We start from the raw sequence: 16,118 nt of genomic DNA, 5'->3' as shown, positions 1-16,118 counted from the left end.
CGCAGAGTTTTTTATAAAAATATTGGAAAAGTAGCCTTTAAATGAAAAACAAAAAATTCTATCCTGCCGAAGTTTTCCTGAATGATAAATGGAAAAAACCTGAAGACGCTTTTGTTTCTGTTTTTGACCGGTCCTTTATGTTCGGGGATGGGATCTATGAGGTGACACCTTTTTACAGCGGAAAACCTTTTCGGCTGCAGGATCATTTGGCAAGGGTGAGATATTGCCTTAAGGAAATGAATATTGATTTTGATGCTTCTATCCTTGAAAAGTTGATGCTGGAAGCGGTAAGGCGATCCTCTTTTTCTTCGGAAGATGCTGCGGTTTACCTGCAGATCTCCCGCGGAAAAGCACCTCGTTCTCACTTCATTCCCGAAGATGCAGAGCCAACTTTATTGCTTTACGCTTTCCGGGTGGATCTTACTAACTTTAAAGACAGGTTCTGGAAAGTAATCGCTTCAGAAGATCTCCGCTGGCACAGGTGCGACATCAAGTCGACAGCATTACTGGCCAATACTATGGCGAATGATGCCGCCATCTCCGCCGGTTATGATGAAAACCTTTTATTCCGCAACGGCGTTTTCACTGAAGGCTCCCACACCACGATTTTCTTCGTAAAAAATGGAGTTGTCTATACCCATCCCGAAGGCCGGCAGATCCTCTCTGGCATTACGAGGAAGGTGATGATAGACCTATGTCGTGAGCTGGAAATTCCTTTAAAAGAAGAGGCTTTTCCAGTAGCGGGACTACCAGATGTAGATGAGATCTTTCTCACCGGCACCACTACTCAGGTCGCTCCTGTGTCCTCTGTGACCCTAGAAGGTAAAGAAGTATTTACCTCTCAAAAAGGTGAAATTACAAGACTCCTGCAGGAGGAATTTATTAAAAGGACAAGGAGATAGGAACTCAAAAAGGGTCACCCAGCATCTATTTCAGGGTCTTCCAAATCAGATGCTGAAACAAGTTCAGCATGACGAGCACATGAAGAGCGTCACCCTGAATTTATTTCAGAGTTTTAATCTGGGATAGTAGTTCCGCAGGAGGAAAAAATTTCGCTAAACGGGAATTTTAAAAGCTTAAACCCTTGAATGTTAGATTTGTCATTTTAGGTTGTATCTTTGCACCCGCTTTGAAAGACCTTATTTTCTGAAACCTCCTTGGTTTTAGAAACTTGCGAGGTTTGACAGGTGAAAATATATAGTATGAGAACAAAGTCATTAAAAAAGAACAGGATCAATGTGGTCACCCTTGGCTGCAGCAAGAACGTCTATGATAGTGAGATCCTTATGGGGCAGCTTAAGGCGAACAACAAGGATGTGGTGCATGAGCAGGAAGGAAATATAGTGGTGATCAACACCTGTGGTTTTATTGACAACGCAAAAGAACAGTCTGTAAATACCATTTTAGAATACGTAGAATTAAAGGAACAGGGAGAAGTGGATAAGGTTTTTGTGACCGGTTGTCTTAGTGAACGCTACAAGCCAGATCTTGTAAAAGAGATCCCTAACGTTGACCAATACTTCGGAACTACCGAGCTGCCCGAACTTCTTGCTGCCCTGGAAGCCGATTATAAGCATGAACTAATAGGGGAACGTCTTACCACAACTCCGAAGAATTATGCTTACCTCAAGATCGCTGAAGGTTGCGACAGGCCGTGTTCATTTTGTGCCATACCTTTGATGCGCGGAAAACATAAATCCACTCCAATTGAAAATCTTGTGGAAGAGGCGCGTAAACTTGCTGCTCAGGGAGTGAAAGAACTGATCCTTATTGCGCAGGATCTTACTTACTATGGGCTTGACCTCTATAAAAAAAGAAACCTCGCTGAACTTCTTGAGAACCTGGTAAAGGTGGAGGGAATTGAATGGATCAGGTTACATTATGCTTTTCCAACTGGTTTCCCAATGGATGTTTTGGACCTGATGAAAAGGGAGTCAAAGGTTTGTAACTATCTTGATATTCCGTTGCAGCATATTTCTGATGATCTTCTGAAATCAATGCGACGCGGAACCACTCATGAGAAAACAACAAACTTACTGAAGGAATTCCGTAACAGGGTGCCCGAAATGGCAATTAGAACCACTCTTATTGTTGGGTATCCCGGAGAAACTGAAGCTCATTTTGAAGAGCTGAAGCAGTGGGTAAAAGACATGCGTTTTGAACGTCTTGGTTGTTTTACTTATTCTCATGAAGAGAATACACATGCTTATAACCTTGAAGATGATGTGCCACAGGAGGTGAAGCAGGAGAGAGCCAATGAGATCATGGAAATTCAGTCGCAGATCTCCTGGGAACTGAATCAGCAGAAAATTGGAAAGACCTTTAGGGTGGTTATCGACCGCAAAGAAGGCGAAAATTATGTGGGAAGAACCGAGCACGATTCCCCCGATGTGGATAATGAAGTTTTGATCGACGCGACCAAGATCTACCTTAAAACCGGAGATTTCTACGATGTTAAAATAACAGATGCCGCCGATTTTGACCTTTTTGGAGAACCGGTGAATGCGAACGTGGAAAAGCCAAAGAGGAAGGTACTTTTTAATCAGTAGGCAGTACGCAGTTTATTAGTTGGCAGTAAAATATATTTTTTATCAAACCTCACAGGTTTTCAAAACCTGTGAGGTTTTTTTCTGAATTAGGTCAACTCCTTCAGAGTTCCAAACCCAGAAAGGGTTCTTCCGCAACCCTGTCAGCGGCTTATAGCCCTGACAGCGGTTTCATTAAAAAACCCTGCAGGTTTGTAAATATCTCAATACTCAAAACTAACTTCTCAATACTTTCTAAGCCACGGTGATCTCATCTGTCAAATAAACTTCCTGTACACTTTGAAGGATCTCAACTCCGTCTTTTAGAGGCCTTTGAAATGCTTTTCTTCCCATAATGAGTCCGCAGCCGCCGGCGCGTTTATTGATGACCGCCGTTTTTACTGCCGCCTTAAAATCTGAATCTCCCTCGGAGCCACCACCGGAGTTGATTAACCCAATTTTCCCCATATAGCAATTAGCAACCTGCAACCGGCAAAGGTCGATAGGATGATCTGTGGAAAGACTCTCGTACATTTCTTTTGAATGCTTTCCAAAGTTGATGTCCTGGAATCCAAAGTTGGTTTCGGGAAGTTTTTGTTTAATCACATCGGCTTTAATGGTTACTCCGATGTGGTTCGCCTGTCCGGTAAGATCGGCAGCCGAATGGTAATCTTTTCCGTCCTTTTTAAAAGCTGAATTCCGGGTGTAGCACCAAAGAATAGTTGCCATTCCCAGCTGGTGGGCTTCTTCAAACGCTGCAGCTATTTCCTGGATCTGTCGGGTACTTTCTTCACTTCCAAAGTAAATGGTAGCGCCAATTGCAGTGGCACCCATGTCCCACGCCTCGCGAACACTTCCAAAGGGGATCTGGTCGTATTTGGTGGGATAAGTAAGCAGCTCATTGTGATTGATTTTCACAACAAAGGGAATTTTGTGTGCATACTTTCGCGCGTGTAATGCAAGACCGCCAAAGGTTGATGCTACACCGTTACAGCCTGCTTCCAGGGCAAGTTTGATGATATTTTCGGGATCAAAATAATCCTGGTTCTTATAAAAAGAAGCAGCCGCGCTGTGTTCTATTCCCTGGTCAACAGGTAAAATGTTGAGGTAACCTGTTCCTCCAAGTGCACCATGGTTGTAAAGTTGGGAAATACTTTTGAGGACCTGTGGATTGCGGTCACTTTCAGCAAAATTGTCAACCGTATGAGGGCCGGGAATAGTTAATCTTTCTTTAGAAATCTTTTCACTGCGGTGTTCTAGCAGGTAGGAAGCTTCATCTCCAAGAAGCTCGGTGATCTTTTTTAGATTACTCATAAAAATGTGGTTTGACGGGTTGGTTTAAAACGTATAAGGCTGAAGTTAAGATTTTTACATTTAATCTTAAGCAGCTACATCTTAAAAAATGTATAAAATCAATGGTACTTGTAGAAGATGCCTTCGTCAAAAGGGGTCCATAAACAAGCGGGTAGACCAGCTTCTTTTAAACCATTATTAACCCAGGTATTACAGGTGTAAAAAGAGTTGAGGGACCTTTTTGCATAAAAGAAGGCGTCGTTTTGATTGTAATGCAAATCGGGAACCGGTCTCACATTTCCAGAAAAATCCTTCTGGAAGCTCCATTTTACATAATCCACAAGTGTTCGGTATTCCTCTTCTGTTACTCTGATAGGCACAGTAGGCTGATCGAAACGGGGAGGGGATTCAAATTCTACATGCATAGCCGAGGGGGTTGGCAGGAAAACGGCCTGCATGGCTGTGGGAAAGGTAAGGTCACTCCATTCCGGTGTGTTCCGGTAAAACTCCAGATCTCCCCAGCCAAAAGAAATGTAATCGTAATTTCCCTTTTTAGAGAGGATATATGTGGAATCGATCATTTGCTCCCAATCCATGACGTTATTTTCTACCGGAAAGATAAAATCTGTATGAGCCCCGTTCGTTCGCAGGTAGATAGTAATATCTCCACCAGCCTGCCTGTCTGTATTCACAGGAATGGCCGAACCTATTAATGCCGCCACGAAGTACAGCAGCAAAAGCATTAAAAAAGCCAGCAGGCCTTTGGCGAAGAATTTTATTACCCGAACGATCATTTTTTAGGATTTCATGAGGAGGAGATCTTTAAGTGCAGTTTTGAATATTGCGATCTCTCCGAGGGTGTTGTACGGGGCCAGCCCAATCCTTATCCAACCCCCGGTTTCCATCACCGGGAAAACTTCGGCCATGGTAGAGGCGTAGAAGTGACCATCGGCAATACACAGATTAAATTTTTCAGCAAAAAATTTTGTGGCCTCCCGGGAGTGAATGCCTTTAATTTTGAAAGCAAAAGTGGGAGTTTTGTTCACCTCATTTCCGGCACGATAAAGAGTTACTTCAGGGATTGAATTCAGGAAACTTTGCAGTTCTGTCATTAGCTCTTCTTCATGGCTTTTTATGGCTTGCATTCCCGAACTAAGTTTTTGTCGACGTGAATTTCCGCTGCCAAGGTTCTCGATAAAGCTTATGGCGCCGCAAAGTCCGGCGATCCCTTCATGATTTTGGGTGCCGGTTTCAAGCTTATAGGGAATCTGGCTTGGAGCGGGTTTAAGTTTCGCGATTTCCAGTTGTTCAAAAAGTTCTTCTTTAATTGCAGCGATTCCCAGGTGTGGTCCAAAGAACTTATAGGCAGAGCAAAAGAGAATGTCGCTTCCCAGCTCTTGTTTATCTACGAGAAAATGAGGTACTGCGTGTACTGCATCTGCAATAGTGATGGCATTTACCTTTTTAGCCGTTTCAAAGATCTTTTTTGCATCACTTATGGTTCCTGTAAGATTGGAGGATAGGCCAATGGCCACCACCCGGGTATTCTTGTTGATGAGGCTGTCAAGATCGCTAAGATCGAGCACCAGTTTTTCCTTGTCAACAGGAATCCATTTCACAGTTGCACCGGTCTCTTTTGCCAGGTAGATCCATGGGTCGACATTGGCACGGTGGTCCAGTTGGGTTACTAAAATTTCATCCCCTTCCTGCAACAGAGTTCGCAAACTGTTTGCAACCTGAAATGCCAGGCTGGTCATGTTTTGACCAAACGCCACTTCTTTTGCAGAACAATTAAGTAGATCTCCCACTGCTTCTTTTGCCTCTTCGAGTAAAGCATCTGTCTTTTGGCTTGTGGAAAAAGTTCCATGGAGATTGGCCATTCCGGTTTCTATATATTCCAACATTCGATCTATGCAGGATTGCACCATTTGGGTGCCGCCGGGGCCGTCAAAATAAATTGGAAAAACCTGCTCCTTATTTTTAAAATTTAAAGCAGGAAACTGCGCCCTTACTTCTTCAACCGGGAATTTATTTTTTTGCATCTTTCTTTTTTCTTTTATGGTCAATATAAATATAAATGGCATAGAGAGCGGCTCCTATCCCACCTATCCAGTAGAGGCCATTTTCCAGCTTATCAATATCGGTGGAAAAATAACCTACCGCAAGTGACAGCGGGATCATTCCTGCGTAAGTGGCGAGGATGAACTTTTTATAGCTCATTCTAAAGATTCCTGCAATAAAGCTTATCGCATCATTTGAAAAGAACGGTGAAACCCTAAAAAGTATTACAGTTCCAAAACTGTAGTTTTTAATCCAAAACTTCATCTTTTCATATTTCTTTTCGCTGATAAATACATTCTGAAATCTTTTTCCGATAAAATAACCAAGGGTAGAGGCAATTCCCACTCCCACCAGGTTGATCAAAATTCCCCACCAGAATCCATAGGCCAGTACCCCTACAATTATGGGCAGCCAGGAGGGAAATATGATGAGGAACATTTGCAGAATTGTAAAGACAATAATAGCCAGGGGACCCAGGGCTCCAAACTGCTGCACGTACTCCTGGATACGTTGCTCATCTTCGCTAAGCAGGACATTCCAGGCTTCCTGTAATGATTTTTGAAAAGGAGGATAATTAAAGTACAGGATCACCAGGATAGCCAAAATGCCAAAACTTATAATAAAGGAAGCATACTTTTTAAGAAATGATTTGCCCAAACCAGAAGTTAGTTTGAGTACAAGTTAGAAAAAAAAATCAGCAGCCCGGAAACAGTCTGATAATAAAAATATTAATCTAAAATTTAAATTAAGGTGACATTAAAAAGGCTTGAAAATAGCATTTTTGAGTACTCATATATTCTTAGTTTTTGTCGATTTAGATGTATGTAGTAAGGTTGTCCTTTCGGGCAACCTTTTTACTTATTGATAATTTCGGGGTAACATTAAATTAACATTGATTCTTGTTCTTTGCTGTGACAAAAATTAAGAAATCATGAGAATTAGAACCGGCTGGTTAACAGCCATAAGCCTATTTCTTTCCATTCATTTTTATGGTCAGGATATTACAGAGAACAAATTTGGAAAAGGCCTTATTAACGTGGTAGCTCAGGATAGCTCCTACAGTATGAAGATGGGCTTGAGAATGCAGACTCTCTTTACTTCTGATTGGGTGATTACCGAAGATGATGGTTTTGGAACAGGAGAATCTGCTTTCCTTATACGACGGGCCCGTCTTAAGTTTGACGGTTTTGCTTATTCACCCCGTTTAAAATATAAATTACAGCTTGGTTTGTCCAACAGGGACATTTCGGGAGCTTCAGGTTTTACCAGTGATGCACCAAGGTACATTCTTGACGCGGTGGTAATGTGGAATTTTTACGGAAATTTTGAATTATGGGCCGGCCAGACAAAATTGCCTGGAAACAGAGAGCAGTTGATCTCTTCAGGAAGCCTTGAAACTGTAGATCGTTCCCTGGTTAACAGCCGTTTTAATCTTGGGCGTGATCTTGGGATACAGCTACATCATGAAACATCTCTTGGCGGGGATTTTATCATGAGAGAAGCCTTATCTATCGCCCAGGGCGAAGGTCGCAACGTGACCACCGGTAACCTTGGTGGCTATCAATATACTGCAAGACTGGAATTCCTGCCTATGGGAAATTTCGAAGACTACGCAGGAGCCGACTTTGCCAGGGAAGACAATCCTAAACTGGCTGTGGGGTTTTCCTATGACTATAATGACAATGCTGTTAGAACCAGATCTAATGCGGGGAACTACATGTTCATTGAAAATGGCTTTTTTGAAGCCGATATCTCTACCATTTTTGTGGATGCGATGTTTAAGTACCAGGGATTTTCTGCAATGGGAGAATATGCGTACCGCGATGCCAATGACATTTTTGCAAGGGATACAGATGGCAGTTTAACAGGTGATGCTGTAAATGCCGGTAGTGGAATTAACCTGCAGGCCGGTTATTTATTCAGGAATAACCTGCAGCTGGTGGGAAGATATACCAATATTGATCTTAAAGATGAAGTGACTCAGGCCGTAGAGAACCAATACACTCTTGCCCTCTCTAAATATTTTGTGGGCCATAAACTCAAAGTGCAGACCGATCTTAGCTATACCGATATGAATTTGGGGCTGGATGATGGTCTTATGTATAGATTACAACTTGAATTACAATTATAACAAAGACAAATTATGAAAAAGCTTATTTTATTAACAGCAATAACAATTTCCCTTGCTTCCTGCGGAAATACCAAAAAAGAAGACGGTGGAAATGGAACTGCCATAGCTATTGATGGTTCCAGTACAGTTTATCCTATTACCGAAGCTATAGCCGAAGAATATCGTGCCGAAGCACCTGATACCGATGTTACCATTGGAGTTTCGGGTACCGGTGGAGGATTTCAAAAATTTGGCAGGGGAGAAATTGCGATCACCAATGCCTCCCGTCCTATCAAGGAGGATGAAAAAGCCATTGCAGAAGGAAATAATATAGATTTTGTTGAACTTGAAGTTGCTTATGACGGACTTGCTGTTGTGGTAAACCCAGAGAATGACTGGGTGCAATGCTTGACTGTAGAACAACTTAAAAAGATTTGGGAGCCAGGAGCACAGGGAACTATTACCCGTTGGAACCAGATCGATCCTTCTTGGCCAGATGAAGAAATTCACCTTTTTGGTCCCGGAGTAGCTTCAGGTACTTTTGATTACTTCACAGAAGCAATTGTTGGAGAGAGCGGAAGCAGCCGTGGAGATTATACGGCAAGTGAAGACGACAATGTTTTGGTGCAGGGAGTTTCTGGAGATAAATATGGTCTTGGGTTCTTTGGACTGGCTTATTACGAGGAGAATTCAGATAAATTGAGAATGGTAGCTGTAGACGGAGGAGAAGGATGTATTGAACCATCTGCCCAAACTGTAAGTGAAGGCACTTACGCACCGCTTTCCCGTCCACTCTTTATCTACGTAAACAGTTCTTCCCTGGAAAATCCTGCAGTGGTAGATTTCGTGGAGTTTTATCTTGAAGAGGCTCCGCAATTACTTAAAGATGTTGGATATATTCCACTTACTACAGAAGAATACCAGAGAGAGAGGGAGAAATTCGCTGCTTTCGTTAAAGAAAATAATGCTCAGGAATAACATTTTTGGGACCTAATGCCTTCGGGAACATGAGGAAAATAAAAGAAAGAGTTATTGAAAAAGGATTACAGGCCAGTGCTCTGGTCACCATTGCGGTGACTGTGGGCATTATCCTTGTTCTTTCAATTGAGGCAATAAGGTTTTTTAGTGAGGTGTCTATAGTTGATTTTCTTACAGATACTCAATGGACTCCTCTTTATACCGATAAACATTTCGGAATTCTGCCTTTACTTTCGGGAACCCTTCTTACCTCTTTTATAGCCATACTTTTTGCGGTTCCAATAGGACTTTCAATAAGTATCTATATAAGTGAATACGCACCGCGAAGTTTTAGGAAGACGATCAAACCTCTTCTGGAATTACTTGCGGCCGTACCCACTGTAGTTTATGGATTCTTTGCTCTTACTGTAGTGACTCCGTTCCTCCAGTCATTTATTCCATCGCTTTCGGGTTTTAACTCTCTTTCGGCGGGACTGGTAATGGGAATTATGATCATTCCTTTTATCTCTTCTTTAAGTGAGGACGCGCTACACGCCGTTCCAAATTCCCTTAGGGAAGCGGCCTATGGAATGGGTTCCACCAAGCTTCAGAATTCATTCAGGGTGCTGGTGCCTGCAGCTTCTTCGGGAATAGTGGTATCAATAATCCTGGCAATTTCAAGGGCTATTGGAGAGACCATGATCGTGGCCATTGCGGCAGGTCAACAACCACGACTTACCTTTGACCCCACTGTGCCGGTGGAGACCATTACTGCCTATATTGTACAGGTGAGTCTGGGAGACGTACAGCATGGTTCTTTGGAATACCGAACAATTTTTGCTGCGGGTATTACACTTTTCATTTTCACCTTCCTGCTCAACACTATTAGTTACAGGATCAGGAAAAAATTCAGGGAGAAATATGAATAATATTAAAAAAAACAGACTACTTGATCAGGTTTTTAAGTTTTGGGGGATTGCCTGTACTTTTCTGGGATTAATCTTACTTACGATCTTTATAGGTTCCATATTTGTGGACGGTATACAAAGGATTGACTGGGATTTTATTACCAGTCTGCCCTCCAGGAAGGCTGAGAGAGCCGGAATTTTCACGGCGCTTATGGGAAGTGTCTGGATCCTCGTCCTAACGACGATCATAGCACTGCCCGTTGGAATTGCAGCTGCGATCTATCTTGAGGAATATGCTAAAGAAAGTAAGATGGCGTCATTACTTGAAGTAAACATTTCCAATCTTGCGGGCGTACCCTCCATTATTTACGGATTATTAGGTCTTGAAGTTTTTGTAAGAATACTTGAAATGGGAGCCAGTATCCTGGCGGGAAGTTTTACGCTTGCGCTGTTAATTCTTCCTATTGTGATCGTTTCTACCAGGGAATCTATAAAGGCAGTTCCCAAGTCCATTAGAGATGCTTCTTATGCTCTTGGAGCTTCAAAGTGGCAGACTATCTCTCAACAGCTTTTACCGGCTTCTTTTGGCGGGATCCTCACCGGGATCATTCTGGCTTTGTCCAGAGCGGTTGGAGAAACAGCACCTTTGATCGTGATTGGAGCTTTGGCATACGTGCCATTCGCGCCAGCGTCGCCTTTGGATGAATTTTCGGTATTACCCATACAGATCTTTAACTGGATCTCCCGACCGCAACACGGCTTTGAAGTCAATGCGGCGGCAGCCATCATTATCCTCTTGTTGATTACCTTTGTTATGAACGGGATCGCGGTGTACTTCAGGAACAGGTGGCAGAGTAAATTAAAATAAGATGAAAGAAAAAAAAGACACAATAGATAAATCTCTAAAAAGAAAACACAAACTTCAGGCTAAGGAGGTAAAGGTTTTTTATGATGATTTCAAGGCGATAAAAGGTATTGACATGAACATTAGGGCAAATAAAATTACCGCCTTTATAGGGCCTTCCGGATGTGGGAAATCAACTTTTCTCAGGCTTTTTAACCGTATGAATGACTATGTGGATGGTTTTAGAATGGAAGGGGAAATTCTCATTGACGGGGAAAATATTTATAAGAAGAAAGTCAATGTTGAACAGCTAAGGAAACAGGTTGGAATGGTTTTTCAAAAGCCAAATCCTTTTCCTAAATCCATCTATGAAAATGTGGCATATGGACTTAAGATCCAGGGTATAAAGGATAAGAATTATCTAAGAGACAAAGTTGAAGATTCTCTTAAGCAGGTGGGCTTGTGGAGTGAGGTAGAAAATGATCTTAACAAATCTGCCCTGGCATTGTCGGGTGGGCAGCAACAACGTTTGTGCATCGCCCGCACTCTGGCTGTAGAACCTTCTATTATTCTAATGGATGAACCAACCTCTGCCTTAGACCCTATTTCCACTGCAAAGATCGAGGAACTAATTTATGAGCTAAAGGAAAAATATACAATTGTAATTGTTACCCATAACATGCAGCAGGCGGGAAGATTAAGTGATTACACTGCTTTTTTCTATATGGGAGAACTAATAGAATACGATAAATCTAAAAAGCTATTTACCAACCCCGAAAAACAGCAAACCGAGAATTATATTACCGGTAGGTTCGGATAAATGATACATCATGATAAGTTTAGATCAAAATAGAGAGGCATTAAATTCGGCCGGGCTTGAAATGCTGGAGCTTTGTAAAAAGCAGCTGGAAAATGCACAGGAAGCATTCTTCAATCACGATAGTGATCTTGCCGAAGAAGTGATGCATACAGAAAACAGGGTCAACGCGCTTGATCTTAAAATCGACCGCGACTGTGAACGCTTTATCGCACTTCACAACCCTGTGGCCGGCGACTTACGCTTTGTTTTAGCATTAAGAAAAATTAATTTTGACCTGGAGCGTGTTGGCGACCATGCTTATGGGATCTCCAATTATATAGTCAAGATCGACACGAAAATTGAACCCAGGTTGTTGGAAAGGATGCGGGTTCAGGAGATGTTCACCACGGGTCTATCCATGCTTGAGGACATCACCCTGGCGTATACTAATTCAGACACTAAAGTGGCCCGTAAAGTATTTAAGAAAGATAAAATCCTCAATGAGATAAATATGAGATCTTTCGAAATTATTTCTGAAGAAGTAAAGGCAAATCCTCAAGTCATCGATCAGGTCATGTTGTTATTTTCAGTAATAAAAAAGGTAGAGAGGATAGGAGATCTTATCACCAATATTGCTGAAGAGATCATTTTCTTCAGGGAGGCTGAAGTTCTTAAACACCGCAAGAAAAAAGGTGGGAAGAAGAAAGATTCTTAATAAGGATCAGCCCCCGGGATTTTGGACCCTAAAGCTATTCTCAATAATAAAAAATGCCCGGAAGTTCCGGGCATTTTTTATTTAGTAAGTTCATATGTACTATTCCATTTCCTCATTCAGAAGAACAGGTTTCCCAAATCCCAGTTCCTCAAGGCGCTCTAATTGTGTCGCTGCATCTCCTACAATGAGGTAATACATCTTGTTCGGGTTCACGTATTTTTGAGCAAGTGCTTTAATTTGGGGTACTGTTATATTTCTCACCGTTTCTTCCTGCTGCAGTGCATAATCCTTAGGCTTGTTAAAATTGCTTATTTCGCGGAGCATTTGCAGTTTTGAGCCAAGGGTTTCAAATTTCCTCGCATTACTTTTAATCATAAAGCCTTTTGTTACCTCCAGGTCCTGATCATTGAAATTTTCGGGATAATCTTCAAGAATTTCCTTTATTAGATCTACGGCTTCAAAAGTGATATTAGATCGCACTCCGCTGGAAATAAGGAAGGGACCGGTAATGGTGCTGCCGTCAAACCCCGAACGAATTCCATAGGTATAACCTTTTCCTTCCCTAAGTTCCTGGGTGAGTTGTGAGGCAAAACTACCACCCCCAAGTCTGTAATTCATCACAGTAGCCGGGAAAAAGTCTTCATCTGTTTGGGCTAAAGCAGGATAGCCTATATGTAAAACCGATTGCTTAGCTCCGGGAACATCATAAAAGTACACTTGGGATTCGGCCGGGGGAGTCACTTCAGCAAGATCTTCAAAAATGACATTTTTGACACTCCAATCTTCAGTAAGCTTTTCAACTTCAGCAATGGCCGCCTCCTGGTCAATATCTCCAACAATCAGGAAGGAGGCGAGGTCTGGGGACAAGTTTTTATTGTAATAATTCTTAAGATCCTCGAGCGAGATCTGGGCTACAGATTCTTCGGTTCCAAGATTATTGTGAGATAAAATGTGGTCTTTTCCAAATATGAGTTTCTTAAATTCATCTGAAGCGATGTTATTTGGAGAAGCTTTTTCCTGCTGAATGCGGCTTATAACCTGTTGTTTTACCAAAGAGAATTCCTCTTCATCCCATCTTGGTTCAAGAAGTATCTCCCTTACAAGATCCATGGTCTCATCAAAATTCTTAGCCAGGGTACTGCCGCTTATGATCATTTTCTCATCTGTGGCGTCTACACGAATATTTGCACCTAAAAGTTCAATGGCTTCTTCGAGTTCCTGCGGAGTCCTGTTTTTGGTTCCTTTAGTAAGCAAGTTGGCCAGTAAATTCGAAACTCCTATTTTGGAAGGATCTTCCAGCAACATTCCCCCTTTGATCTCGAGCATGAATTGCACAAGAGGGACTTCAGAATTTGTGATCCCGTAGATCGCAAGACCTTTTTCAAGTTTGTCCTCCCAAATTTCAGGAACTTTTACTTGAGGGGAATCTCCATAAGGAGGTTCCACAGTGCGGTCAAAACTGGAGGGAGTTCTTTGGTAAGTCACCTCCTCTTCAAGATCGAATTCCTGCTCGGCTCCCATTACGATCTCCTCTTCTTCAACTTCAGCAGGTTTTGAGCCTTCAAGCGCAAGTTCCACCTGTCCTTTCGGAACAAAACTAGTGGCTACAAAAGGCTTATTCTGAATGTATTTCTTGTAGACCCTCATCACATCCTGCGGAGTAACGGCAAGGATGTATTCAATCTCCTTGTTAATCATATCGGGATCATTGGCAAAAATCTCATACTGTGCCAGCTGGAAACCTTTTCCCAGTACGCTTGAAAGGCTGTTGTAAAAGGAGGTTTCCTGTCCCGCTTTAATTCGTTTTAGATCTTTTTCTGAAATTCCTTCCTTTTCAAACTTTTTGAATGTTTCTTCAATTGCCGATTGTACCTTGTCAAGATCGGTCCCGTCATAAGCCCTAACCTGTAACATGAATTGCCCTGCCAGTTCGGAGTTGTAGTTGTACATCCTAACGTTGGGTGTCAATTTTTTATCCGCAACCAACTCTTTATAGAAAGGAGCATTCTTACCTTCAGCAAGGTAATTTGCCAGTACATCCAGTGCATAAGAATCTTTGTCATAGGAAGGAACCGAAGGCCAGGCCATTGTCAATTCGGGTAGCCTCGCAAAGTTATCTTCGAAATATAACTTCTTTGTCTGCTCAAGGCCTGCAGGTCTTTTGTCAAGATCTTTCACTTCTGGACCTCTTTCAATTTCTCCAAAGTACTTCTCAACCCATTCTTTTGCCTGGTCTGTATTAAAGTCTCCGGCTATGGTGAGCACAACATTATTAGGAACGTACCAGCGGTTAAAGAATTCCTTTACATCTGCAAGCGTTGCATTTTGCAAGTCTTCAAGAGAACCTATCACCTGCCAGCTATAAGGATGACCTTCTGGATAAAGATTTTTGTCGATCACATACTGAGTGTGACCATAAGGCCGGTTATCAACAGCCTGCCTTTTCTCATTTTTTACTACCTGCTTTTCTTTTGCAAGTACAGGCTCTGTAACTGTATTTATAAAATAACCAAGTTTATCGGCTTCTGCCCAGATCATCTTTTCAAGAGCGTCATTGGGAACCGTTTGAAAATAATTTGTACGGTCACGACTGGTAGAACCGTTGGCCCCACTTCCCCCAATACGGGCGCTGAGTTTATCCAGACCACCTTTTCCAAGGTTTTCAGATTCGAGGAACAACAGGTGCTCAAAAAGGTGTGCAAAGCCTGTTCTTCCTTCCTTTTCGCGGGCAGAACCTACATGGCTGGTAAGAGCTACAGCAACTACAGGGTCAGATCGGTCTACGTGAAAAATAACTTTTAACCCGTTATCAAGGGTAAAGGTTTCAAAATCCACTTCAAAACCGGTAGCTTCAGCCGTTTGCTGTGCCAGGGCACTTCCGGTGAAAACCGAAACCAGAAATACCAGGAAATAAAATTTTAAAGATGTTCTCATTCAGAATCTATTCAGAATTAAATTATTAAATAGGTGACGTATGCGACATAGCAGATAACAAAAACCGCGCCTTCCCACCGCTCCACTTTCCGGCCACGACCGGTGAAGACGAAGATAAAGAGCAATAGTCCTGTTAGGATATTAATCATAATATCGAAGAGGGAGTCGGGGTTTATTCCAAGAGGCACAATGGTTCCCGATATTCCCAGGATGAGGAAAATGTTAAAGATGTTCGACCCGACTACGTTCCCAATCGCGATATCTACATTTTTCTTTCGCACCGCGATTATAGAGGTTGCCAGCTCGGGTAGGGAAGTTCCTATTGAAACCACGGTCAAACCAATAACCCTTTCAGAAAGGCCTATAACTTCGGCTATACTAACGGCGCTGGTCACAATTAATCTTCCGCCAATTATCAATCCCACTAATCCAAGGATAATAAAAAGCACAGCTTTCCCTGTGCTGTAATCCTTTGTCTCCATCTCTTCATCTGCGCCACCGCTTTTGGCAACAACAAGATTATAAACGAGAAAAATAAGGAAGAAAAGCAGGAGAATGATCCCGTCACTTCTGGAAATAAAGTTTTCGGCTGTACCGTCAAGTAAAATATCTGATGCTACCACCAGCACGCAAATAGCAGCAAGTAAGCTCAGAGGAATTTCTATCCAGGTAGTATTACTTTTTACGGTTAAGGGATAAATAAGGGCAGAAATACCCAGTATCCCAAGAACGTTGAAAATGTTACTTCCCAGGACATTTCCAAGGACCATGTCTGTACTTCCTGTAGTGGCGGCAAAGACATTCACCACCAGCTCGGGAGCCGAGGTTCCAAAAGCAACAATGGTTAAACCTATAACAATGCTGGGCACACCCCATCGTGCAGCCAGACTTGAAGCAGCATCAACAAGAGCATTTGCTCCATATATAAGAGCGACAAAGCCGCCCAGTAACAAAAGAATATCTACAAGCATA

At 42.3% G+C, this 16,118-nt stretch carries 14 protein-coding genes; 8 read left to right on the top strand and 6 right to left on the bottom strand.

Annotated features, from left to right (window positions below):
* Positions 1-41: 41 nt before the first annotated feature.
* On the top strand, positions 42-902 hold the full coding sequence (locus OU683_RS09705; protein WP_268137665.1) for an aminotransferase class IV: 861 nt from the start codon (positions 42-44) through the stop codon (positions 900-902).
* Between the two features lie 300 nt (positions 903-1,202).
* Positions 1,203-2,549, top strand: a complete 1,347-nt coding sequence (rimO, locus tag OU683_RS09700; protein ID WP_268137663.1) for a 30S ribosomal protein S12 methylthiotransferase RimO — start codon at positions 1,203-1,205, stop codon at positions 2,547-2,549.
* A gap of 231 nt (positions 2,550-2,780) precedes the next feature.
* On the opposite strand, the gene OU683_RS09695 is transcribed toward rimO, so the two are convergent.
* From OU683_RS09695 to OU683_RS09680, 4 genes are all read right to left on the bottom strand, one after another.
* Positions 2,781-3,839 carry a class I fructose-bisphosphate aldolase gene (locus tag OU683_RS09695; protein ID WP_268137661.1) on the bottom strand — a complete coding sequence of 353 codons (1,059 nt, stop codon included), beginning with the start codon at positions 3,837-3,839 and terminating at the stop codon, positions 2,781-2,783.
* 98 nt (positions 3,840-3,937) lie between these two features.
* Positions 3,938-4,612 (bottom strand): TIGR02117 family protein, encoded by a 675-nt coding sequence (locus OU683_RS09690; protein ID WP_268137659.1) that lies wholly within the window; start codon positions 4,610-4,612, stop codon positions 3,938-3,940.
* A 3-nt stretch (positions 4,613-4,615) separates the two neighbouring features.
* The gene (locus OU683_RS09685) at positions 4,616-5,860 is read right to left on the bottom strand and encodes a cysteine desulfurase-like protein (RefSeq protein ID WP_268137657.1); all 1,245 of its coding nucleotides are present in this window, start codon (positions 5,858-5,860) and stop codon (positions 4,616-4,618) included.
* The gene (locus tag OU683_RS09680; RefSeq protein ID WP_268137655.1) at positions 5,847-6,536 is read right to left on the bottom strand and encodes a TVP38/TMEM64 family protein; all 690 of its coding nucleotides are present in this window, start codon (positions 6,534-6,536) and stop codon (positions 5,847-5,849) included. Before OU683_RS09680 ends, OU683_RS09685 begins: the two co-directional genes overlap by 14 nt.
* 274 nt (positions 6,537-6,810) lie before the next feature.
* On the opposite strand from OU683_RS09680, the gene OU683_RS09675 reads away from it, so the two are divergent.
* From OU683_RS09675 to phoU, 6 genes are read left to right on the top strand one after another with little or no spacing between them, the layout of a single operon-like run.
* Entirely contained in the window at positions 6,811-8,010 is a 1,200-nt protein-coding gene (locus OU683_RS09675) for a porin (RefSeq protein WP_268137653.1), read from the top strand.
* Positions 8,011-8,022: 12 nt separating this feature from the next.
* Positions 8,023-8,967 carry a PstS family phosphate ABC transporter substrate-binding protein gene (locus OU683_RS09670; RefSeq protein WP_268137650.1) on the top strand — a complete coding sequence of 315 codons (945 nt, stop codon included), beginning with the start codon at positions 8,023-8,025 and terminating at the stop codon, positions 8,965-8,967.
* Between the two features lie 29 nt (positions 8,968-8,996).
* The gene (gene pstC / locus OU683_RS09665; protein WP_268137648.1) at positions 8,997-9,875 is read left to right on the top strand and encodes a phosphate ABC transporter permease subunit PstC; all 879 of its coding nucleotides are present in this window, start codon (positions 8,997-8,999) and stop codon (positions 9,873-9,875) included.
* The gene (gene pstA / locus OU683_RS09660; RefSeq protein ID WP_268137646.1) at positions 9,868-10,722 is read left to right on the top strand and encodes a phosphate ABC transporter permease PstA; all 855 of its coding nucleotides are present in this window, start codon (positions 9,868-9,870) and stop codon (positions 10,720-10,722) included. Before pstC ends, pstA begins: the two co-directional genes overlap by 8 nt.
* A gap of 1 nt (position 10,723) precedes the next feature.
* Positions 10,724-11,518, top strand: coding sequence for a phosphate ABC transporter ATP-binding protein PstB (gene pstB / locus OU683_RS09655; RefSeq protein WP_268137644.1), 795 nt, complete (start codon positions 10,724-10,726; stop codon positions 11,516-11,518).
* Between the two features lie 10 nt (positions 11,519-11,528).
* Positions 11,529-12,212, top strand: a complete 684-nt coding sequence (gene phoU / locus OU683_RS09650) for a phosphate signaling complex protein PhoU (RefSeq protein ID WP_268137642.1) — start codon at positions 11,529-11,531, stop codon at positions 12,210-12,212.
* 99 nt (positions 12,213-12,311) lie between these two features.
* Here the strand turns inward: phoU and OU683_RS09645 are convergent, their stop codons facing one another.
* Together OU683_RS09645 and OU683_RS09640 are read right to left on the bottom strand one after the other, a co-directional pair.
* Positions 12,312-15,146, bottom strand: a complete 2,835-nt coding sequence (locus tag OU683_RS09645) for a M16 family metallopeptidase (RefSeq protein ID WP_268137640.1) — start codon at positions 15,144-15,146, stop codon at positions 12,312-12,314.
* A gap of 17 nt (positions 15,147-15,163) precedes the next feature.
* Positions 15,164-16,117: a calcium/sodium antiporter gene (locus OU683_RS09640; RefSeq protein WP_268137638.1), complete on the bottom strand. Its 954-nt coding sequence runs from the start codon at positions 16,115-16,117 to the stop codon at positions 15,164-15,166.
* Position 16,118: the final 1 nt, after the last annotated feature.

It is taken from the genome of Salinimicrobium sp. TH3 (genome assembly GCF_026676115.1).
GTDB lineage: Bacteria > Bacteroidota > Bacteroidia > Flavobacteriales > Flavobacteriaceae > Salinimicrobium.
This window is presented reverse-complemented; position numbering and strand designations above follow the sequence as displayed.